General features: G+C 71.7%; 21 protein-coding genes and 1 riboswitch. Of the genes, 19 read left to right on the top strand and 2 right to left on the bottom strand.

The genetic code is table 11. The features are described from left to right. Positions 1-123: 123 nt before the first annotated feature. Positions 124-1410, bottom strand: coding sequence for a S8 family peptidase (locus tag NE234_RS39020; RefSeq protein WP_252786022.1), 1287 nt, complete (start codon positions 1408-1410; stop codon positions 124-126). 407 nt (positions 1411-1817) lie between these two features. Between NE234_RS39020 and NE234_RS39015 the strand changes: the two genes are divergently transcribed. The 3 genes from NE234_RS39015 (at position 1818) to NE234_RS39005 (ending at position 3503) form a co-directional block, all read left to right on the top strand. Beyond that, complete coding sequence (locus tag NE234_RS39015; protein WP_252786021.1) at positions 1818-2033, top strand: hypothetical protein; 216 nt, start codon at positions 1818-1820, stop codon at positions 2031-2033. Between the two features lie 484 nt (positions 2034-2517). Beyond that, positions 2518-2937, top strand: coding sequence for a Rieske (2Fe-2S) protein (locus tag NE234_RS39010; RefSeq protein ID WP_252786020.1), 420 nt, complete (start codon positions 2518-2520; stop codon positions 2935-2937). Between the two features lie 65 nt (positions 2938-3002). Next, positions 3003-3503 (top strand): Rieske (2Fe-2S) protein, encoded by a 501-nt coding sequence (locus NE234_RS39005; RefSeq protein WP_252786018.1) that lies wholly within the window; start codon positions 3003-3005, stop codon positions 3501-3503. Between the two features lie 56 nt (positions 3504-3559). On the opposite strand, the gene NE234_RS39000 is transcribed toward NE234_RS39005, so the two are convergent. Then, a complete protein-coding gene (locus NE234_RS39000) occupies positions 3560-4636 on the bottom strand; it encodes a mechanosensitive ion channel family protein (protein WP_252786073.1) in 1077 nt (358 codons plus the stop codon). 152 nt (positions 4637-4788) lie between these two features. On the opposite strand from NE234_RS39000, the gene uvrC reads away from it, so the two are divergent. From uvrC to NE234_RS38920, 16 genes are all read left to right on the top strand, one after another. After that, positions 4789-6750, top strand: a complete 1962-nt coding sequence (gene uvrC / locus NE234_RS38995; RefSeq protein ID WP_252786016.1) for an excinuclease ABC subunit UvrC — start codon at positions 4789-4791, stop codon at positions 6748-6750. Further along, the gene (rapZ, locus tag NE234_RS38990; RefSeq protein ID WP_308206982.1) at positions 6747-7649 is read left to right on the top strand and encodes an RNase adapter RapZ; all 903 of its coding nucleotides are present in this window, start codon (positions 6747-6749) and stop codon (positions 7647-7649) included. The genes uvrC and rapZ overlap by 4 nt, the downstream gene beginning before the upstream one ends. Positions 7650-7655: 6 nt before the next feature. Next, positions 7656-8633 (top strand): gluconeogenesis factor YvcK family protein, encoded by a 978-nt coding sequence (locus tag NE234_RS38985; protein WP_252786015.1) that lies wholly within the window; start codon positions 7656-7658, stop codon positions 8631-8633. A gap of 33 nt (positions 8634-8666) precedes the next feature. Further along, the gene (gene whiA, locus NE234_RS38980; RefSeq protein WP_252786014.1) at positions 8667-9647 is read left to right on the top strand and encodes a DNA-binding protein WhiA; all 981 of its coding nucleotides are present in this window, start codon (positions 8667-8669) and stop codon (positions 9645-9647) included. Positions 9648-9854: 207 nt separating this feature from the next. Continuing rightward, positions 9855-10211 (top strand): YciI family protein, encoded by a 357-nt coding sequence (locus NE234_RS38975; RefSeq protein ID WP_252786069.1) that lies wholly within the window; start codon positions 9855-9857, stop codon positions 10209-10211. Next, positions 10208-11470 carry an RNA polymerase sigma factor gene (locus NE234_RS38970; RefSeq protein ID WP_252786011.1) on the top strand — a complete coding sequence of 421 codons (1263 nt, stop codon included), beginning with the start codon at positions 10208-10210 and terminating at the stop codon, positions 11468-11470. Before NE234_RS38975 ends, NE234_RS38970 begins: the two co-directional genes overlap by 4 nt. A gap of 341 nt (positions 11471-11811) precedes the next feature. Further along, positions 11812-12816, top strand: a complete 1005-nt coding sequence (gene gap, locus NE234_RS38965) for a type I glyceraldehyde-3-phosphate dehydrogenase (RefSeq protein WP_252786009.1) — start codon at positions 11812-11814, stop codon at positions 12814-12816. Positions 12817-12973: 157 nt separating this feature from the next. Next, positions 12974-14164 (top strand): phosphoglycerate kinase, encoded by a 1191-nt coding sequence (locus NE234_RS38960; RefSeq protein WP_305886741.1) that lies wholly within the window; start codon positions 12974-12976, stop codon positions 14162-14164. Then, a complete protein-coding gene (gene tpiA / locus NE234_RS38955) occupies positions 14161-14967 on the top strand; it encodes a triose-phosphate isomerase (RefSeq protein WP_305886740.1) in 807 nt (268 codons plus the stop codon). The genes NE234_RS38960 and tpiA overlap by 4 nt, the downstream gene beginning before the upstream one ends. A gap of 129 nt (positions 14968-15096) precedes the next feature. Next, positions 15097-15339 (top strand): preprotein translocase subunit SecG, encoded by a 243-nt coding sequence (gene secG, locus NE234_RS38950; protein WP_252786007.1) that lies wholly within the window; start codon positions 15097-15099, stop codon positions 15337-15339. A gap of 76 nt (positions 15340-15415) precedes the next feature. After that, positions 15416-15787, top strand: a complete 372-nt coding sequence (locus NE234_RS38945) for an RNA polymerase-binding protein RbpA (RefSeq protein WP_308206111.1) — start codon at positions 15416-15418, stop codon at positions 15785-15787. 251 nt (positions 15788-16038) lie between these two features. Continuing rightward, positions 16039-16114: riboswitch (ZMP/ZTP riboswitch) on the top strand. Between the two features lie 23 nt (positions 16115-16137). Next, positions 16138-17403: a serine hydroxymethyltransferase gene (locus NE234_RS38940; protein WP_308206981.1), complete on the top strand. Its 1266-nt coding sequence runs from the start codon at positions 16138-16140 to the stop codon at positions 17401-17403. A 155-nt stretch (positions 17404-17558) separates the two neighbouring features. Next, the gene (locus tag NE234_RS38935) at positions 17559-18626 is read left to right on the top strand and encodes a GNAT family N-acetyltransferase (protein WP_252786005.1); all 1068 of its coding nucleotides are present in this window, start codon (positions 17559-17561) and stop codon (positions 18624-18626) included. Between the two features lie 44 nt (positions 18627-18670). After that, complete coding sequence (locus tag NE234_RS38930; protein WP_252786004.1) at positions 18671-19381, top strand: ClpP family protease; 711 nt, start codon at positions 18671-18673, stop codon at positions 19379-19381. 422 nt (positions 19382-19803) lie between these two features. Then, complete coding sequence (locus NE234_RS38925) at positions 19804-20526, top strand: glycine-rich domain-containing protein (protein WP_252786002.1); 723 nt, start codon at positions 19804-19806, stop codon at positions 20524-20526. Between the two features lie 80 nt (positions 20527-20606). After that, on the top strand, positions 20607-21065 hold the full coding sequence (locus NE234_RS38920; RefSeq protein ID WP_252786001.1) for a hypothetical protein: 459 nt from the start codon (positions 20607-20609) through the stop codon (positions 21063-21065). Positions 21066-21108 lie beyond the last annotated feature (43 nt).

Below are 21108 nucleotides of genomic sequence, written 5' to 3'. Positions count from 1 at the left end.
CGTCGGCGCGCGTGGTCGCCGCAGGTTGGCGACCACGCCCGTACGGTGCCAGGACCCAGGGGCGGGCCCGGCACCGCGGGTCTCCTGAGGTCGTGACCGCCCTCGTGCGGTGGACCGGAACGGCTACTGGGAGGGGCCTCCGAAGGGTGGGTGACCACCGGGGCCTGGTCCGGGCGCCGGACCGGGTCCGTGGGGGCCGCCCGCGGGGGGAGCGCCGCCGTACGCCAGGCCCATCGCGCCCGGTGGGGCGAAGCCGGCCGGCGCCGCGGGCCTCTTGGGCCGCCGCAGCAGCAGGATTCCGCCGGCGCTCAGCACCAGGCCGACCACGATGCCGCCCAGGCCCATCGCGAGCAGCGATCGCTCCATCGGCGGATGCCTCGACTTCTGGGTCCCATCCGGGGCGGCCAGGGTCTTCTTGCCGCGGTAGGGCATCGGCGCGCCGAGATCCGCGGGCGGCGAGGCGGCCGCGGACACCGCGGCGGCCGCGTTGATCTGCCCGTACCCCACGAGCGCGTCCCAGCCACCGGCCGGGTGGAGCGCCGTCCGGGTGAGGATCGCCCGGACCTGCGCCGGGGTGATCTTCGGGTTGCGGGATCGCATGAGCGCCACGACGCCGGCCGCCAGTGCGCAGGCGGGAGAGGTGCCGTCGACCGGCGCGTAGCCGCCGGTGTTCGTCGCACTGACGATGCCGACGCCGGGAGCGGCGATGGTGTTGTAGGTGTGCACGGTGGAGAACGCGGCGCGCCGGGGGCCGGGGGCCGTCGCCGCGACGGCGATCACTCCGGGGTACCCCGCGGGGTTGGAGGCGGTGTTGTCGCTCTCGTTCAGGTCGCCGGAGTTGCCGGCGCTGGCGAGGAGGGTGACGCCGTGGCTGATCGCGTATGCCATCGCCGAGGCCTCTTCGTCGTTGTAGTCGATGAACCCGAAGTCCGCGGTGCCCAGGGACATGGAGATCACCTGTGCGCCGTGGTCGACGGCGTACCGGACGGCCTTGGTGATCGGCGTCGGCGGCTTGTGCCAGATCTCCTTGGTGTTCTTGCGTGCTGGATCCTTCTTATCGAGGATCGCTCGAATCGACAGGATGTGCGCCTTCGGTGCGACGTGCAGGACGTCGGAGGCCATCGCGGTGCCGTGCGCGCCCCAGTAGGACATCCCCCGGCGGGCGCTGCTCTCGGCGAAGTCCGGTCCGGTCGTCACCTTGCCGCGCAGGGCCGGGTGACTGTCGACGACGCCCGTGTCGATGACGGCGACGGTCACGCCCGCGCCCTGCGTGCTCCGCTGGGCCGCGGCGAGGCCGAGGGCGGCGTCCTCCCATGCCGGCGCGGCCTGCGCGGGAGGTGCCGCCGTGGCGACCAGCGCGCCGCTCGTCACGACGGCCGCGAGGGCCGCGCGGATCCTGAGACGCCTCATCAGGTCCCCTTCCGTGCCAGGTCGGCCAGGTAGGTGCCGAACGCCTTGGCCAGGTCGTCGGCGGGTAGGCCCAGGCCATCCGGTCCTCGCTCCCGGAGTTGGTGGACAGACGCGAGCCCCAGGGGGCGGGCAGCCGGGCCGCGTGGCGGCCGTCCGTGGCCCCGGCGGTGACGGCGACGGCGTAGGGAATGTCCTCGTCGAACACCTGGCAGGCGGAGGTGCCGTTGCGGGCGTTGTCCGTCCATCGGCTCGCCGGTGTGCCGGGAACGGCGAAGGCTCGCACTCCGAGATCGGGCTCATCCGCGGACTTCACTTCGCTCATGTGCTCGACGTTCATCCTGGCGTCGCTCGTGGGCAGGACGATCACCGCGACGGTCGCGACGGCCGCGCCGGTCGGGTCGACGTAGGTGGCGCGGACGACCGCCTTGCATCCCTGCTGGGCGGCGAACCTGGCCAGCCCGTCGGTGAGCCCGTTCGCGCAGGAGGTGTCCGGCGCGATGCCGAGCCGGAGCCACTGGGCGATCTTGGGATCCTGTTGGTCCGTCGTGCTGTTCTCCCTGTTGGCGATCCGTGCGGGGAACAGCTGGTCGGCCGGCTCGTCCCGCCACATCACCGGCCCATAGGCGCGGGTGTTCGGGATCGTCTGACGGCTGTTCCCATAGGTGTGCCAGGTCAGCGCGGCCCCGATGAGGAGGGCGAAGACGCCTCCGAGGATCAGCAGCACGCCGAAGCAGCCACGGACGCCGCCTCGGCGTGGAGGAGGTGGGGCGGGCGCTGCGGTAGGGCCGAAATGGGGATTCCCCGGGGGTGGAAGGGGCGCACCCGGGGAGGGGCCGTGATGCATCGTTCTCCTGTGGTACGGACCGGTGGGGACGTCATGCGCCGTCGCGGCCGAGGCCGGAGCACGGCATCCGGCGGCGACCGACGACGGGACTATCCGAAAACCGGATAATGGACGACTGACTTTACAGATCCATGACTGTCGCCGCGCAGGCTTCCCTTCCGGCGCCGGCGCCGGCGGGGGCGGGGCGCGCGGGTGGAGCCCGGCGGTAGCATGACGGGGATGTACTACGGCGTGTAGTAGATGATGTCTTCCCGGGGAGATCGATGACTGACGAAGCGGTCGGCTGCTCACGGCGGCGGTTGCTGGGCACGGCGGGTTTGGCGGGCGTGGGTATGCTCGGCCTCGGCGCGTGTGGGACGCGATCGGCGAAGGCCATCGTGCCGCCGGCGATCAAGGGCAAGGTGATCGCCCGGACCGGTGAGATCCCCGTCGGCGGCGGCAAGGTCCTCGACAAGTGGAAGATCGTCGTGGCGCAGCCGACGCAGGGGACGTTCAAGGCGTTCACCGCGACCTGCACGCACCAGGGATGCACCGTCGGCAGCCCCGAGAACGGTGTGATCACCTGCCCCTGCCACGGCAGCGAGTTCAACGCGACCGACGGCTCGGTCAAGCAGGGCCCGGCCGGCGCGCCGCTCCAGGAGTTCACCGTCCGGCTGCAGGGCGACGGAATCATCGTCGATTAGGGTTGAACCGAACGCATCGCTCCTTCGTGGAAACCGGATGTAAGCCCGAACACGAGGAGGATCACATGCCGTTCGATCCATCGGCCGCCCCGGCCGGCGAGGAAGAGACCGGAACCCGCGCCGACACGACGCGTCGCGGAATGCTGCTCGGCGTCGGCCTTGTCGGCGTCGCCGGGACACTCGCCGCCTGCGGCGGGAAGTCCTCGGACGACTCCGACGGTTCGAAGCAGAGCGGCTCCGGACAGGGCGGCGGCGGGGCTGCGGCTCCGGCGGGCGGCGACGGCGCGCTGGGCAAGGCCGCCGACGTCCCGGTGGGCGGCGGGAAGGTCTTCAAGGACCACAAGGTCGTCGTCACCCAGCCCAAGCAGGGGGAGTTCGAGGCGTTCAGCGCGGTCTGCACCCACCGCGGCTGCACGGTCGACTCGGTCACCGGCGGCACGATCAACTGCCCCTGCCACGGCAGCAAGTTCAAGATCAGTGACGGTTCCGTCGCCAACGGCCCGGCCGACAAGCCGCTGCCGCGCAAGTCCGTCAAGGTGGAGAACGGCGAGATCAAGCTCGCCTGAGAACGCTCGCCCTGCGGCCGGGCCGGACGAACCGTCGGGCCCGGCCGGACAGGGTCTCAGGCGTGCGGGGCGGACCGGTCGTCGGTCCACGCGGCGTTCGACGGGAGGGCCTCCGTGTCGGCGCGGAAGCGGGGGAGCGCCGACGGGTACTTCTCCCGGATGAAGGCGATGAGGTGCTCGCGGACGTCGCACCGCAGGTCGAACGCGCTGGGGGAGTCGTGCGCGCTCATCAGCGCCCGTATCTGGACCAGGCCGTTCGGCAGGACGTCGGTCACCTGCAGCACCCAGTCCTTCTGGTCCCAGAGGGGATGGTCGCGCAGGAACCCGTACAGCTCCGTCCGCAGCTCCTCGACGGGAACGCTCCAGTCCACGTGCAGCAGCACCGTGCCGATCACCCGCGAGGTGTGCCGGGTCCAGTTCTCGAAGGAGTTGTGCACGAAGTACGACACGGGGAGCACGAGCCGCCGCTCGTCCCACAGCCGCAGCACGACGTACGTGAGCGTGAGCTCCTCGATCCGGCCCCACTGCCCCTCGACCACGAGGACGTCGTCGATGCGCAGGGCGTCGCTGAAGGCCAGCTGCAGCCCGGCGAAGACGTTGCTCAGCGTCGACTGGGCGGCGATGCCGGCGACGATGCCGGCGATCCCGGCGGAGGCCAGCAGGCCCGCGCCCACCGCCCGTACGGCCGGGAACGTGAAGAGCATCGACGACGCCGCGATGATCACGACGACGGCAGCGGCGGTCCGGCGCAGGAGCATCACCTGCGTCCGCACCCGCCGGGCGCGGACGTTCCGGTCGCCCTCGATCCGGGTGAGGTGGTCGAGGGCCACGTCGGTCGCGGCGTAGGCCGCCTGGATGATCAGCCAGGTCATCGACGCGATGACGAGGAGCGACAGTGTGTGGCGGATGTCGGGCGTGGCCCGGCCCAGGACCTGGCGCGGCGGCAGCCCGGCCGTCGCGCCCGCCGCGAAGGCGAGGGCGAAGCCGGGCTTGACGCAGCGCCGGACGATGGGCGGGGCCAGCGGCCAGCGTGAGACGAGCCGGCTCGTGAGCGCCCGGCGAAGGATCTCCACCACCAGCAGGCCGAGCAGTACCGAGCCGATCAGTACGGCCAGCGCGGTGACGGTCGACACGATCAAGGTCCCCCTTCATTCGATCGAGTGCTGAACCCTGGCTCCCCGTGAACGCCGTCGTTCCCAGAAATTGCGAATCCGCACAAGTGACCCGAGTCACCACAATTCGTCACACAAGCCACGTCGTCGTCCGACCGCACTAGGCTTACGGCGTGGCAGATCCGGCGACCTATCGGCCCGCGCCCGGCGCCGTCCCCGAGTCTCCCGGGGTGTACCGCTTCCGCGACGGCACCGGCCGGGTCATCTACGTGGGCAAGGCGAAGAGCCTCCGCGCCCGGCTGAACTCCTACTTCGCCGACTTCGCGGGCCTGCACCCCCGTACGCAGACCATGCTGCAGACCGCCACGGGCGTCGACTGGACGGTCGTGCGCACCGAGGTCGAGGCGCTGCAGCTGGAGTACTCCTGGATCAAGGAGTTCGACCCGCGGTTCAACGTCAAGTACCGCGACGACAAGTCCTATCCGTACCTCGCGGTGACCATGCACGAGGACGTCCCGCGCGTGCAGGTCATGCGCGGGGCGAAGAAGAAGGGCGTCCGCTACTTCGGCCCCTACTCCCACGCGTGGGCGATCCGCGAGACCGTCGACCAGCTGCTGCGGGTGTTCCCGGTGCGCACCTGCTCGGCCGGGGTCTTCCAGCGGCAGCGCCGGATGGACCGGCCGTGCCTGCTCGGTGACATCGGCAAGTGCTCGGCGCCCTGCGTCGGCCGGGTCACCGAGGCGGCCCACCGGGAGCTCGCCGAGGACTTCTGCGACTTCATGGCGGGCGACACGGCCCGGTTCATCAAGGCGCTCGAGAAGGACATGAAGGCGGCCGCCGCCGACCAGGAGTACGAGCGCGCCGCGCGCCTGCGCGACGACATCCGGGCCCTGCAGCGGGCGCTGGAGAAGCAGTCGGTGGTGCTGGGCGACACGACCGACTGCGACGTGATCGCCTTCGCCGACGACCAGCTGGAGGCCGCGGTCCAGGTCTTCTACGTGCGCGGCGGACGGATCCGGGGCCAGCGCGGCTGGGTCGTCGACAAGGTCGAGGACGTCACGACCGGCGAGCTCGTCGAGCAGTTCGTGCTGCAGACGTACGGCGAGGCCGCGTCGGAGGCGGTGCCGCGGGAGATCCTGGTCCCCGCGCTGCCGCCCGACACCGACGCGGTCGTCGAGCTGCTCGCCGAGCACCGGGGTGGCCGCGTCGACCTGCGGGTGCCCCAGCGCGGCGACAAGAAGACGCTGCTGGAGACCGTCGAGCGCAACGCCGTCGAGGCGTTCAAGCAGCACAAGACGCGCCGGGCGACGGACCTGACGACCCGCAGCAAGGGACTGCAGGAGCTGCAGGACGCACTTGAGCTCGACCAGGCGCCGCTGCGGATGGAGTGCTACGACGTCTCGAACCTCCAGGGCACCAACGTCGTCGCCTCGATGGTCGTCTTCGAGGACGGCCTGCCGCGCAAGAGCGAATACCGGCGGTTCTCCATCAAGACGGTCGAAGGCCAGGACGACGTCCGCTCCATCCACGAGGTGATCCGCCGCCGCTTCAAGCGGTACCTGGAGGAGACGGAGAAGACCGGCGAGCTGGACGTCCTGGGCGAGCCGGAGGCCGGCGGGCCGATCGACCCCGAGACGGGCCGGCCCCGCAAGTTCGCCTATCCGCCCAACCTCGTCGTCGTCGACGGCGGTCCGCCGCAGGTCGCGGCCGCCCAGCGGGCCCTCGACGAGCTCGGCATCGACGACGTGGACGTCTGCGGCATCGCCAAGCGGCTGGAGGAGCTCTGGCTGCCAGGCGAGGAGGACCCGGTGATCCTGCCGCGCAACAGCGAGGCGATGTACCTCGTGCAGCGGCTCCGCGACCAGGCGCACGACTTCGCCATCCGCTACCACCGGACCAAGCGGAGCAAGGGCATGCTGGTCAGCGAGCTCGACGACGTCCCCGGCCTGGGGCCGGGCCGCCGCAAGGCTCTGATCAAGCACTTCGGATCCGTGAAGATGCTCAAGCAGGCCGGCCCCGACCAGATCGCCGAGGTTCCTGGCATCGGGCGCCGTACGGCTGAGAACATCGTCGCGGCGTTGCACGCCGACGACGGGGCGGCGACCGGCGCGCAGGACGGGGGAGACGAGACGTGAACCATACGACAGGGGCCAATCTGCCGGGCGGCCCGCAAGTGCCCGACATAGTGATCATCACCGGTATGTCCGGGGCGGGACGGAGCACGGCCGCCAAGTCGCTGGAGGACCTGGACTGGTTCGTCGTCGACAACCTGCCGCCGGGCCTGCTCGCCACGATGGCCGATCTCGCCGAGCGCGGTCAGGGGGCGGTGCCGCGCATCGCGGTCGTCGTCGACGTGCGCAGCCGGGCCTTCACGACCGACCTGCAGTCGGCGTTCGACGACCTGGAGGCACGGGGCGCGCACCCGCGGGTGGTGTTCCTGGAGGCGTCCGACGACGTCCTCGTCCGCCGCTTCGAGAGCGTGCGCCGGCCGCACCCGCTGCAGGGCGACGGCCGGATCGTCGACGGCATCGCCCGGGAGCGCGAGCTGCTGCGCGACGTCCGCGCCGAGGCGGATCTCGTCCTCGACTCCAGCGCGCTGAACGTCCACGAGTTGCGCGCCAAGATCGTCGAGTTCTTCGGCGGCGAGGCGGGGGAGTCGAGCCTGCGCGCGACCGTCGTCTCCTTCGGCTACAAGTACGGCCTGCCCGTCGACGCGGACCTGGTCGTGGACTGCCGGTTCCTGCCGAACCCGCACTGGATCCCCGAGCTGCGCCCGCAGAACGGCCGGGACCCGGCGGTGCGCGACTACGTGCTGTCCCGGCCGGGGGCCAAGGAGTTCCTCGACGCCTACACCGAGGTGCTGCGGCTGCTCGCGGAGGGGTACGAACGCGAGGGCAAGCACTACGTCACGCTCGCCGTCGGCTGCACCGGCGGCAAGCATCGCAGTGTCGCGATGGCCGAGCAGTTCGGCGCCCGGCTCGGCGATGAAGGGCTCGAGGTGAGAGTCGTCCACCGGGATCTGGGACGGGAATAACGACAGGTGGCTTCCCCCAAGGTCGTCGCCCTCGGCGGAGGGCACGGATTGTTCGCCTCACTGTCCGCGCTGCGCCGGGTGACCGACCGGCTCACGGCCGTCGTGACCGTCGCCGACGACGGCGGCTCCAGCGGCCGGCTGCGCCGGGAGCTCGGCGTCCTGCCGCCCGGGGACCTGCGCATGGCGCTGGCCGCGCTGTGCCGCGACGACGACTGGGGGCGCACCTGGAGCGAGGTCGTCCAGCACCGCTTCCGCAGCGAGGGCGAGCTGCACGGGCACGCCGTGGGCAACCTGCTCATGGTGGCGCTGTGGGAGCTGCTCGACGACCCGGTCGCCGGCCTGGACTGGATGGGACGGCTGCTGGGCGCGCAGGGCCGAGTGCTGCCCATGGCGTCCGTGCCGCTCGACATCGTGGCGGAGGTCCGTGGCGCCGACCCGGAGCGGCCGCAGGAGATCACCCATGTGCGGGGCCAGGTGGCCTGTGCCAAGACCGCCGGGCAGGTCCTCAGCGTCTCGCTGGTCCCGCCGGACCCGCCCGCGTCCCCCGACGCCCTGCGCGCCATCGAGGAGGCCGACTGGGTCGTCTTCGGACCCGGCTCCTGGTTCACCAGCGTGCTGCCCCACCTGAAGGTCCCCGAGCTCGCCCAGGCGCTCCTGCGCACGCGGGCCCGGCGGATCGTCGCGCTCAACCTCGAACCCCAGCCCGGCGAGACCGACGACTTCTCGCCGCAGCGGCACCTGGAGGTGCTGCGCGCCCACGCCCCCGACCTGAGGGTCGACATCGTCCTCGCCGACCGGAATGTCGTGGAGGAGCGCGATGTCGTAGAGAAGGCGGCGCGTACCCTCGGGGGGACGCTCGTGCTGGCCGACGTCGCGGCCGGAGATGGATCTCCACGACATGATCCGGCACGGTTGGCCCAAGCGTTCGCACAGATCTTTGTCAGCGGCCACTGTCCCCGGCAAGATTCGGCGAGACTGCCCTGACGGGATGTTGGCTACAGGGGGAGGATCACATCCATGGCGATGACCGGCGTGGTGAAGGACGAGCTGAGCAGGCTGTCCGTCATGAAGCCGTGCTGCCGCAAGTCCGAGGTGTCGACGCTGCTGCGCTTCGCCGGAGGACTGCACATTGTCAGCGGGCGCATCGTGATCGAGGCGGAGCTCGATACCGGAGCCGCGGCGCGACGTCTGCGCAAGGACCTCGCGGAGGTCTTCGGGCACAGCTCCGACGTGGTGGTGCTGGCGCCGAGCGGGCTTCGCAAGGGCAACCGGTACGTCGTCCGGGTGTTCCGCGACGGTGAGTCCCTGGCCCGCCAGACCGGCCTGATCGACAATAACGGCCGCCCGGTCCGCGGCCTGCCCCGGCACGTCGTGGCCGGCGGCGCCTGCGACGCCGAGTCGGCGTGGCGGGGGGCGTTCCTGGCGCACGGCTCGCTGACCGAGCCCGGCCGGTCGATGTCCCTGGAGGTGACCTGCCCCGGCCCGGAGGCCGCCCTGGCCCTGGTCGGCGCGGCACGGCGGCTGAGGATCCACGCAAAGGCGCGCGAGGTGCGCGGCGTGGATCGCGTCGTCGTCCGCGACGGCGACGCGATCTCGGCGCTGCTGACCCGGCTCGGCGCGCACGACTCGGTGCTCGCCTGGGAGGAGCGCCGGATGCGCCGGGAGGTCCGCGCCACCGCGAACCGGCTGGCCAACTTCGACGATGCGAACCTCCGCCGCTCCGCGCGGGCGGCGGTCGCGGCCGGGGCACGGGTCGCGCGCGCCCTGGAGATCCTCGCCGACGACGCGCCCGAGCACCTCGTGGCCGCCGGCCGGCTCCGGCTGGAGCACAAGCAGGCGTCTCTGGAGGAGCTCGGCCAGCTCGCCGACCCGCCGCTGACCAAGGACGCCATCGCCGGCCGGATCCGGCGCCTGCTGGCCATGGCCGACAAGCGCGCGATAGACCAGGGCATCGCCGGCACCGAGGCGAACGTCACCGCGGACATGCTCGCGCCCTGATCCGGGGGTCGCGCGCGCCCTGATCCCCGGATCCCGCCGGCTCCCCGGCCCGCCGATCCCATGATGTGCCGATCCCATGATCTGCGTCCCGGATCCGGTGTAGAAATCTCCGCGGAGGATGTCGAGGGTCACCCGGCGGCTCCGACCACCTGGCGAGAGGCGCCCGAGCCAGGGGCGCCGGAGCGAAGGGTGCCGAGCGTGAAGTACATGATCCTGATTTACGGCAATCAGGAGCTGTGGGAGTCGTTCCCCGCGGAGGACTTCGAGAAGGCCGTCGCGGCGCAGGACGCGTTCAACCGGCGGTTCGCCGAGACGGGGGAGCTGCTGGGGGCGTACGGGACCGCGGACGCCGCCCAGGCGAAGGTCGTGCGGGTACGGGACGGGGTCCCGGCGGTCACGGACGGCCCCTACCTGGAGACCAAGGAGTACCTGGCCAGCTGGTACCTGATCGACGTGGAGGGTGAGGAGCGGGCGCTGGAGATCGCCGCCGAGCTGCCCTTCGCCTCGACGTGCGCGGTCGAGGTCTGGCCGATCCTGCACGAGGCCGCCGGGAACACTCTGTGACCTCGGCCGAGCCGCTCGGGGACCTGCTGCGCCGCTTGGCGCCGCAGGTCCTCGGGGCCCTCATGCGCCGCTACGGTCGCCTCGACGCCTGCGAGGACGCCGTCCAGGAGGCACTGCTCGCCGCGGCCGCCCAGTGGCCCGCCGAGGGCGTCCCCGAGAACCCGTACGGCTGGCTGGTCACCGTCGCGACGCGGCGCTTCACCGACCGGGTCCGCAGCGACGCGGCGCGCCGGCGGCGGGAGGACGCCGACCTCCTCGCCACCCCGCCCTCCCTGCTGGTGGCGGCCGCCGCCGACCACCGGGCTCCCGGCGAGCACGACGACAGCCTGACGCTGCTGTTCCTGTGCTGCCACCCGTCGCTGTCACCGGCCACGCAGATCGCGCTGACGCTGCGGGCGGTCGGTGGCCTCGGCACCGCGGAGATCGCCCGCGCCTTCCTCGTGCCCGAGGCGACCATGGCGCAGCGCATCAGCCGGGCCAAGCAGACCATCCGGAAGGCCGGGGCGAGGTTCGAGCCGCCGTCGCCCGAGGAACGCCCCGAGCGTCTCCGCGCGGTGCTGCACGTGCTGTACCTGATGTTCAACGAGGGCTACACCGTCAGTGCCGGGTCCGAGCTCCAGCGCCACGACCTGACGGCCGACGCACTGCGCCTGACCCGCCTGCTGCACCGGCTGCTGCCGGAGGACGGCGAGGTCGCCGGGCTCCTGGCCCTCATGTTCCTGACCGAGGCACGCCGCGACGCCCGTACCCGGCCGGACGGCTCGCTGGTCCCACTGCCCGAGCAGGACCGCGACCGGTGGAATCGGAGCCTCATCGCCGAAGGCGTCGCCCTCGTCACCGCGACGCTGGCACGCACGCGCGCGCTGGGGCCGTACCAGCTCCAGGCGGCGATCGCCGCCGTCCACGACGAGGCCGAGCGGGTCGAGGACACCGACTGGCCCCAGATCCTCGCGCTGTACGAGCTCCTGGAGCGCGTGGAGGCGGGCCCGATGGTCACCCTGGGCCGGGCGGTCGCCGTCGCCATGGTCCACGGCCCGGAGCGCGGCCTGGACGTGGTCGCCGGCCTGGACGCCGACGCCCGCATGGCGCGGCACCACCGGCTCCACTCCGTACGAGCTCACCTGCTGGAGATGGCGGGCCGGCGGGAGGAGGCGCTGGAGGCGTACCGCGCCGCCGCCCGATACGCGGCGAGCGTGCCGGAGAAGCGCCATCTCGACGCCCGCGCGGGCCGGCTCGCGGCCGCCGCGCCCGGGGGGTGACCGAAGGGGTTCCGGCTCGTGGACGCGTCCGGGGGAGGACCGGTTCGCGCTTCCCGGCGGCCGACGGGCCGAGGGGTGACGTGACCGGGATCACTTACGGACGAAAGCCGTGTTCTGGATCGATTTGGTCTAGACCATTAGGTCTAGACCAATTACCCTGGCGATGGTCCGCCGTCCGCCATTCGGATGTTGGCTCCCGGCAGGGCGGCGGACCGGTCGTTCCGGCCCGGTGGTTACAGTCACATCACGACGGGTTCGGTAGGGTCGACCACGAGAGCACACGTCAAGTTCACAGGCCCCCGGGCGCCTCCGGGGGCGCGAAGCATGAGGAGATCGGTGCCGTGACCATCCGGGTTGGCGTTAACGGCTTCGGCCGCATCGGCCGTAACTTCTGGCGAGCGCTGAACGCCGCCGGTGGCGACGTCGAGGTCGTGGCGGTCAACGACCTCACCGACAACGCCACGCTCGCCCACCTGCTCAAGTACGACAGCATCCTGGGCCGGCTGCCCGAAGAGGTGAAGGCCGGCGCGGACGAGATCACCGTGGGCGGCAAGTCCATCAAGGCCTTCGCCGAGCGCGACCCGGCCAAGCTCCCCTGGGGCGACCTGGGCGTCGACATCGTCATCGAGTCGACCGGCCTGTTCACCGACGCCAACAAGGCGAAGGTCCACGTCGAGAACGGCGCGAAGAAGGTCATCATCTCCGCGCCGGCCAAGAACGAGGACGTCACGATCGTGATGGGCGTGAACGACGACGCCTACGACCCCGAGCTGCACACGGTCATCTCGAACGCGTCCTGCACCACCAACTGCCTGGGCCCGATGGCCAAGGTCATCAACGACACGTTCGGCATCGAGCGCGGCCTGATGACCACGATCCACGCCTACACCCAGGACCAGAACCTCCAGGACGGCCCGCACAAGGACCTGCGCCGCGCCCGCGCCGCCGCCCTGAACATCGTCCCGACCAGCACCGGCGCCGCGAAGGCCATCGGCCTCGTGCTGCCGTCGCTCAAGGGCAAGCTCGACGGCTACGCGCTGCGCGTGCCGGTGCCGACCGGCTCGGCCACGGACCTCACCGTCACGGTGGGCCGTGAGACCAGCGTCGAGGAGGTCAACGCGGCGCTGCGCGAGGCGGCCGAGGGCCCGCTGCGCGGGATCCTCACCTACACCGAGGACCCGATCGTCTCCAGCGACATCGTCACCGACCCGGCGTCCTGCATCTTCGACTCCGGCCTCACCAAGGTGATCGGCGACCAGGTCAAGGTCGTCGGCTGGTACGACAACGAGTGGGGCTACTCCAACCGCCTCGTCGACATCACCAAGCTGGTGGGCTCCCGCCTCTGAGCCGAGCGGCGGGCGGCGCACGAGCGACGGGCCCGGAACGGGAACACGAGGCCGTGAACCGCCGCCCGGCCCGGTGACGGCGAACCCACGAACGAGCGCAGCAGGTCCCGGACCTGCTGCGCTCGTTCCGACACGACCAGGAGTGCGATCAATGAGCATGTCCACGATCGACGATCTCGGCGACGTGCGCGGCAAGCGGGTGCTGGTCCGCTCGGACCTCAACGTTCCGCTGCAGGACGGCGTGATCGGGGACGACGGCCGGATCCGTGCCAGCGTCCCGACCATCAACAAGCTCGCCGACAAGGGCGCGCGCGTCATCGTCTGCGCCCACCTCGGCCGCCCCAAGGGCCAGGTGAAGCCGGAGTTCTCCCTCGCCCCCGTCGCCGAGCGGCTGGGCGAGCTGCTGGGCCGCGAGGTCCGCTTCGCCACCGACACGGTCGGCGACTCCGCGCGGGCCACCGCCGACGCGCTGCAGGACGGCGAGGTCGCCCTCCTGGAGAACCTCCGCTTCGAGGCCGGCGAGACCAGCAAGGACGACGCGGAGCGCGGCGAGTTCGCCGACCGCCTGGCCGCCCTCGCCGAGCTGTACGTCGGCGACGGCTTCGGCGCCGTGCACCGCAAGCACGCCAGCGTCTACGACGTGCCGCAGCGGCTCCCGCACGCCGCCGGCGGCCTCATCGCCGCCGAGGTCGACGTGCTGCGCCGCCTCACCGGCGAGCCCGCCCGGCCGTACGTCGTCGTCCTGGGCGGCGCGAAGGTCTCCGACAAGCTCGGCGTCATCGCCAACCTCCTCGGCAAGGTCGACCGCCTCATCGTCGGCGGCGGCATGGCGTACACCTTCCTCAAGGCCCAGGGCCACGAGGTCGGCAAGTCGCTGCTGCAGGAGGACCAGCTCGACCAGGTCCGCGGGTTCATCGAGGAGGCGGCCAAGCGCGACGTCGACCTGGTGCTGCCGGTCGACGTGCTCGCGGCCACCGAGTTCGGCCCCGACGCGCCGCACGAGGCCGTCGACGCCACCGCGATCCCGGCCGACCGCGAGGGCCTGGACATCGGCCCGCGCACCCGCGAGCTGTTCGCGAGCAAGCTGGCCGACGCGGCCACCGTCTTCTGGAACGGCCCGATGGGCGTGTTCGAGTTCGACGCCTTCGCCGGCGGCACCCGCGCGGTCGCCGAGGCCCTCATCGCCTCGGACGCGTTCACCGTGGTCGGCGGCGGCGACTCGGCCGCGGCCGTGCGCAAGCTCGGCCTCGCCGAGGACGGCTTCTCCCACATCTCGACCGGTGGCGGCGCGAGCCTCGAGTACCTCGAGGGCAAGACGCTGCCCGGCCTGTCCGCCCTGGAGGACTGACCGTGGCCTCGAAACCCGCTCCGCAGCAGCGCAAGCCGCTCATCGCCGGCAACTGGAAGATGAACCTCACGCACTTCGAGGGCATCGCCCACGTCCAGAAGGTCGCCTTCGGCCTCAAGGACGCCGACTATGAGGCGGTCGACGTCGCGATGCTGCCGCCGTTCACCTTCATCCGCAGCATCCAGATGCTGGTGGACGCCGACAAGCTCAAGCTCGTGTACGGCGCGCAGGACATCTCGCCGCACGAGAAGGGCGCCTACACCGGCGAGATCTCCGGCGCGATGCTCGCCAAGCTCGGCTGCACCTACGTCCTGGCCGGGCACTCCGAGCGCCGCCAGTACCACAACGAGGACGACGCGCTCGTCAACGCGAAGGTGAAGGCGGCCCTCAAGAACGACCTGACGCCGATCCTGTGCGTCGGCGAGGGCCTGGAGGTCCGCAAGGCCGGAGAGCACCTGTCCCACACGCTCGCCCAGGTCGAGGGCGGCCTGCAGAAGGTCCCGGCCGACCAGGCGCAGCGCGTCGTCATCGCGTACGAGCCGGTGTGGGCGATCGGCACGGGCGAGGTCGCGACCCCCGAAGACGCGCAGGAGGTCTGCGGCGCGATCCGCACGCGGCTGGCCGAGCTGTACAGTGGAGACCTCGCCGATCAGGTCCGCGTTCTCTACGGGGGCTCCGTCAAGGGCGACAACATCGCCGGCATCATGGCGAAGCCGGACATCGACGGAGCACTCGTGGGCGGAGCGAGCCTGGACGCCGGGGAGTTCGTCAAGATCTGCAGGTATCGCGAGCTGCCGGTGTGATCTTGCGCAACAGACTGCGCGTTTCTGCTGAACCACGCGGTGGAACGTCGTACCCTCGGTAGCGGATGACCTGAATACGCGAACATTCCCCGCGAGCAGCGGGGTGAATCACGAAAGCGCTGAACTGCTGTGATCATCACAATCTCCATCGTGCTCATCCTGACGAGCGCGCTGATGGTGCTGCTCGTCCTCCTGCACAAGGGGAAGGGTGGTGGCCTGTCGGACCTGTTCGGCGGCGGCATCAGCTCGTCGCTCGGCGGGTCGTCCGTGGTCGAGCGGAACCTCGACCGGTTCACGATCGGCACGGGCGTGATCTGGTTCGCGTCGATCATCGCGCTGGGTCTGCTGCTCAAGCACGGCCACCACGGCTGAGTCCGGCAAGACCCGCAGTGTGTTGACGGCCGCCGCGCCCCGCGTCGCGGCGGCCAAAGGAAGCGAGGAGTAGTCCGTGGGTAGTGGCAACGCTATTCGGGGCAGCCGTGTCGGTGCTGGCCCGATGGGAGAGGCCGAGCGTGGTGAGGCGGCCCCGCGCGTCTGGGTGAGCTTCTACTGCGCGAACCGGCACGAGTCCCGGCCGAGTTTCGCGACCGACGTCGCGGTGCCCGACCAGTGGGACTGCCCCCGGTGCGGATTCCCCGCCGGTAAGGACCCTGAGAACCCGCCGGCGCCGCCGCGCAACGAGCCCTACAAGACGCATCTCGCCTACGTGAAGGAGCGGCGTAGCGACGCCGACGGCGAGGCCATCCTCGAGGAGGCGCTGGCCAAGCTGCGCGCCGAGCGCGCCGCCATCCAGGCGGCGATGCAGCGCGCTCGTAACTAGCTCCGCGTATCGCAGCGGTGATCGGCCCGGTGCCCGCCTCGGCGGGCACCGGGCCGGTCGCGTCCCCGGCGGAGATCCGCGTCCCGGCCGGTCGGTCGCGTCCCCGGCGGGAATGCCCGCCCCGGCCGGTCGGTCGCGTCCCGTGGTGAGTCCCGATTCGGGCCGGTCGCGTCCGTGGTGGATCCCCGCTCCGGCCGCTCGTGTCCCGCGTGGAATCCCGATCGACGGCGGAGCGGTCCGTTAGGATGGGGAACGCGACTGGCGCATGAGGTGGAGTTCACCACCGGGGAGCGAAGAGATCTGGCACCGCGCGCCTGGGTGCTGGGAGCCGAGCCCGTACTGGAGGCCCCGTGCACCAGCCACCGCTGTCCCATCTCTCCGCCGCCGATCCCGACCTGGCCGGGCTGATCGAGGCCGAGGCCCGCCGGCAGCACGACAAGGTCCGCCTCATCGCCTCGGAGAACTACGTCTCGCCCGCCGTGCTGGAGGCGACCGGCTCCGTTCTGACCAACAAGTACTCCGAGGGCTATCCCGGCAAGCGCTACTACGAGGGCCAGCAGGTCGTCGACCCCATCGAGGAGCTGGCCAAGGCGCGAGCGCGCGAGCTGTTCGGCGCCGACCATGCCAACGTGCAGCCGTACTCCGGCTCGCCCGCGAACCTGGCCGTCCACCTGGCGTTCCTGAACCCGGGGGACACCTTCCTGTCGCTGGAGCTGGCCCACGGCGGCCACCTCACCCACGGGTCGCCCGTGTCGATCACCGGCAAGTGGCTGCGGCCGGTGCGCTACGGCGTGGACCGCGAGACCGGCCGGGTCGACATGGACAAGGTGCGCGATCTCGCCCGTGCCGAACGCCCGAAGCTCATCTTCTGCGGCGGCACCGCGATCCCGAGGACGATCGACTTCCCGGCGTTCGCCGAGATCGCCCGCGAGGTCGGCGCCGTCCTCGCCGCGGACATCGCGCACATCGCCGGGCTCGTCGCGGGCGGCGCGCACCCGTCCCCGGTCGGACACGCCGACGTCATCACCACGACGACGCACAAGACCCTCCGCGGCCCGCGCGGCGCCATGATCATGACGACCGAGGAGCACGCCACCGCGATCGACAAGGCGATCTTCCCCGGCCTGCAGGGCGGCCCGCACAACCACACGACCGCCGCGATCGCGGTCGCGCTGAAGGAGGCCGCGCAGGAGGAGTTCAAGACGTACGCCCGCCAGATCGTGGCGAACGCCCGGGCGCTGGCCGCGGCGCTGACCGCGCGCGGCTTCGACCTGGTCTCCGGCGGCACCGACAACCACCTGATCCTCATCGACCTGACCAACAAGGACATCGCGGGCAAGCCGGCGGCCAAGGCGCTCGACCGCGCGGGCATCGAACTGAACTTCAACACGGTGCCCTTCGACCCGCGCAAGCCGTGGAGCCCGTCGGGCATCCGCCTCGGCACCGCCGCGATCACGACCCGCGGCCTCACCGAGGAGCACATGGCGTTCGTCGCGGCGTCGATCGACCAGGCGATCACGGCGGCCGACGACGAGGCGACCCTCGACAAGATCGCCGGGGAGATCCGCGAGCTGCTCGCGGGCTTCCCGATGCCCGGCTGGGCCGCGACGCCCTGACCGAGCGCTCCATGAGGAAGGATCCGGCGGCCGAGAGGGTGCCGGATCCTTTCCTTTTGTCCGGCGGAAGTGCTGATCCGGCGGAAACGGCCATGTAGCGACCCCGTAACAGTGATGCGGGAGGCTTCCCGCGTTCAGTCGCTGAAGGGGATGACATGCCGCTGCTCCGCGTACGCACCGAGATCGACGACCGGCCGGGCCGGCTCGCCGTCCTGACCGCCGCCCTGGCGGCCCGGGGCGCGAACATCCTCGACCTGTCCGTCCAGGTCGACGCGGACGGTGTGGTGGACGAGTTCGTCGTGGACGTGCCCACCGGAGTCACCGCGGAGGCGCTCACCGCGGCCGTCTCGGTCGCGTCGGGCCGCCGGACCAGCGTCGTTCCGGCGGCCCCGCAGGAACTGATCGACGAGCCGAGCCGCGCCCTGTCCCTGGCCGTCCGCCTGCGGTCGAACCCGCGTGCCCTGCCGGAGATCCTCGCCGAACTGCTCCGCGCCGACGGCGCCGAATGGGTGGCCGGCCCCGCCGCCCTCGACGACCACCCGGATCCGACGACGGTCATCGTCTCCGCGGGGCACCTCCACGGAGTCCTCCTGCACCGCGAGGGTCTGCCGTTCACGCTCACCGAGATCGCCCGGGCCAACGCGCTGGTCCGCTCGCTGCTCCCGTCCCACGGCTCGGCGCCGACCCGGCAGCGGCTGGTCCTCGGAGACGGCACCGAGATCACCGTACGGCCGCTGACGCCGCTCGACGCGGAGGCGGTACGGGACCTGCACGCCCGGTGCTCGCTCGAGAGCCGGCGGCGGCGCTATTTCAGCGCGCGGTCGGACATCCCGGAGCGGCTCCTGCGGGTCTTCTGCGACCGGGCGCACGGTCTCACCATGGCCGCGGAGGGCCCCGACGGGTCGATCCTCGCGCTCGCCCACCTGATGTACACGCTGGACCCCGGAGTCGGCGAACTGGCGTTCCTCGTCGAAGACGGCTGGCAGGGCAGGGGCATCGGGGCGGCCCTGGCGCGTCACCTGGTCGCCGTGGCGCACGAACAGGGGCTGGCCGAGGTCCGCGCCACGATGCTCGCGGACAACACCCGCGTGCGCGCACTGCTCGGCGGCCTCGGCGGGCGCTTCCGCGCGTCCGACGATCCGCGGCTGCTCGAAGCGCGGATCGCCCTCGGCCCCGGCCGTACGGACGACCCGCGAGCGGTGCGGGTCCGGTCGGCGCGGTGACGCGGCGGCTATCGTCGTAGGGAGCCCGTGGAGGAGGTGCCCGCATGACGATGCCGCCCTTTCCGCCGGAGTTCCCCGGCGACCCGGCCCGCCCGTCAGAGCCGTCCCGGCCCGAGCGGCCGTCTCCGCCAGGGAAACCGTTCCCGCCGGGCGGGCCGCTCCCGCCGGGAGAACCGCTCCCGCCGGGCGGGCCACTCTCGCCGGGCGGGTCGTTCCCGTCAGGCGAGGCCGATCCGCTCGGCGACCGGTTGCTGGAGCACCGGATCATCCTGGCCACCGGCCGTCTGGACGGCACGCGCGCCTCGGAGGTGTGCGCGAGGCTCGTGACGCTCGCCGCCGCGGGGGACGAGGCGGTCCGGCTGCACCTGCAGACCCCGGACGGGGATCTCGAGGCGGCGTTCGCCGCCGCGGACACCGTGGCCGCGGTCACCTGCCCGGTCCACGTCCTCGTCATCGGCCAGGTCGGCGGGCCACCGCTCGCCGTGCTCACCGCCGCGCGACGGCGCGAGATGACGCCCCACGCGGTGCTGCGACTGGCCGAGCCCAGAGCGGGCCTCACGGCCGGCGGCGCCACGGACGTCGCGGCGCGGGAGGAGGAGCACCGGCGCCTCGTCGACGCCTTCTACCTCCGGCTCGCCGAGACTACGGGCCGCGAGGCCGACGACATCCGTGCGGACGCGCGGGAGGGCCGCCTCCTCACCGCCGACGAGGCGGTCGCCTACGGCCTGGTCCACACCGTCGTGGCACGGCCATAGGCCGCCTTGCGGCGGTGTGCCGGAGCTGATGTAGCAGGCGAACGAAAGGCCGCGCTAAGGAGTACGGGTGGGATCCGCTTGGCGTGATCGGTCGTCCGCCGAGGTCGCCCCGGGCCTCTGGTCCTGCCCGGTCACGGCCCGGAACTCCCGAAGCTACGACGAGCCGCGTAGTAAGGACCGTTCGGTCAGCCGATAGGGAGCCTGGTGTCAGCGGGCAAGGCCACGCCGATGTGCTCGACAACGCGTACCGCCACGCGGGCCAGGTGTTCGCCGAGGTCGCATGGTGATCGGCCGTCCGTGTCGATGTGGCGGTGCCGCCCTGCTCCGACTCGTCTCGGAACGTAGTCGCATAGATGCCTTGAGTGATTATGATTCCCTGTAGCGATCTGGACACCACCGGTAATGGAAGTAAGAGGGCGCGCATGCACACCAACATCCGGCAGCCCGGCCGCCGTAGGGGCGACCTGTTGTGTCGCGTCCGTGGAGGCGTCGTAAACGTCGCGGCGGCGGCCGGGGTGGTGCTGCCGCTGGCCGGGGCCGTTCCCGCCCACGCCGAGACCCGAAGGGTCTACGCCGCACCGGGCACGACCACCTTTACCGTGCCCACCCGGGTGTCCCGGATCAGGGTCGTCCTGACCGGTGCCGGGGGAGGCGGCAGCATGGGGACCCGCAACGACGCCTACCTGCCCTCCGGCAGCGGCGGGGGCGGGGGCGCCACCTCGTTCTGCACCCTGGCCGTACATCCCGGTGACACGATGACCATCACCGTTGGCGCCGGCGGTGCCGCGCCGAACGGCGACGGCCTCTCCGGGACGGCCTCCTCCGTCGCCTACCCCAACGCCGGCGGCGCCAGCGCCGATGCCGGTGGCGGTGGCCATACCGGCCCGGGCGGCCATGGCAACGCCGGCGGCGCGGGAGGAATGAAGGCCACCTGGTGCGTCGGCGACGATGCCGGTCACAACTTCGGCCAGGACGGCACGGCCGGAGTCAAAGACACGGGAGGTCCCGGAGGTGCGCCCGGCGCAGGGGTGTCCAACGCCTGCCCCGCCGGCACCGGCCGAGGCGGAAACGGTGCCGACTCGGCTCCTGCCCCCTTCCGGCGCGGCTTTCCGGGCGCAAACGGTTGCGTCGTCCTCACGTACTGATACCCCAAGACAGCACCGAGGGCCCGGTCAGCCCCCCGGCATTCGAAGTGTTCAATTCCCCGATCTCAGGTGGTACCGCAATGAAGCTCTCAACCGCCTCTGCGGCTGCCCTGTCCGCAGCCATCGGCCTGCTCGCCATCCCCGCCACTCAGACGCGGGCGGTGCCCCTGACGCCGACGGCCCAGACAGCTGCGCTCCCCGCAGCCGCCCGGCACCTGACCGGCGACGCCGAGCAGTGCCAGGTCTGGATTCGTTCCTACGCGTCGTGGAACAACGCCAACCAGCAGCTCAGGGACTACGTGTGCTGGACGAACGACCCGCCGGTCGTACACACGACGACCATGCTCCGGGGCACGTCCGACGACCCGCCGCCCGGCCCCTGCACACTCACCCCGGCTCACCCGGATTGCTCGCCCGACGTCACCTTTGTCAAGGCCCGTTTCCACGCGGACTTCACGACCAAGCAGGTCACCGAGAACACTAGAGCCTGTCCGGACAACCGTTGCTCCACCGACCAGCACGTCTACAGCTTCCAGTAGCCGGCCACGACGACTCCACCGCCGGCCCCGCCTGCTACATCAG

It is taken from the genome of Actinoallomurus rhizosphaericola (assembly GCF_024055675.1).
Taxonomy (GTDB): domain Bacteria; phylum Actinomycetota; class Actinomycetes; order Streptosporangiales; family Streptosporangiaceae; genus Actinoallomurus; species Actinoallomurus soli.
Note: the sequence above shows the minus strand (reverse complement) of the source record. Positions and strands in the feature narration are given on the sequence as shown.

What these genes read in the sequence shown, in the direction of transcription:
- NE234_RS38960 (WP_305886741.1), top strand. Translation starts at nt 12,974, where the DNA reads ATGTCCACGATCGACGATCTCGGCGACGTGCGCGGCAAGCGGGTGCTG.
- NE234_RS39010 (WP_252786020.1), top strand. Translation starts at nt 2,518, where the DNA reads ATGACTGACGAAGCGGTCGGCTGCTCACGGCGGCGGTTGCTGGGCACG.
- NE234_RS39005 (WP_252786018.1), top strand. Translation starts at nt 3,003, where the DNA reads ATGCCGTTCGATCCATCGGCCGCCCCGGCCGGCGAGGAAGAGACCGGA.
- NE234_RS38975 (WP_252786069.1), top strand. Translation starts at nt 9,855, where the DNA reads ATGATCCTGATTTACGGCAATCAGGAGCTGTGGGAGTCGTTCCCCGCG.
- NE234_RS38935 (WP_252786005.1), top strand. Translation starts at nt 17,559, where the DNA reads ATGCCGCTGCTCCGCGTACGCACCGAGATCGACGACCGGCCGGGCCGG.
- NE234_RS38920 (WP_252786001.1), top strand. Translation starts at nt 20,607, where the DNA reads ATGAAGCTCTCAACCGCCTCTGCGGCTGCCCTGTCCGCAGCCATCGGC.
- whiA (WP_252786014.1), top strand. Translation starts at nt 8,667, where the DNA reads ATGGCGATGACCGGCGTGGTGAAGGACGAGCTGAGCAGGCTGTCCGTC.
- NE234_RS39020 (WP_252786022.1), bottom strand. Translation starts at nt 1,410, where the DNA reads ATGAGGCGTCTCAGGATCCGCGCGGCCCTCGCGGCCGTCGTGACGAGC.
- NE234_RS38925 (WP_252786002.1), top strand. Translation starts at nt 19,804, where the DNA reads ATGCACACCAACATCCGGCAGCCCGGCCGCCGTAGGGGCGACCTGTTG.
- NE234_RS38930 (WP_252786004.1), top strand. Translation starts at nt 18,671, where the DNA reads ATGACGATGCCGCCCTTTCCGCCGGAGTTCCCCGGCGACCCGGCCCGC.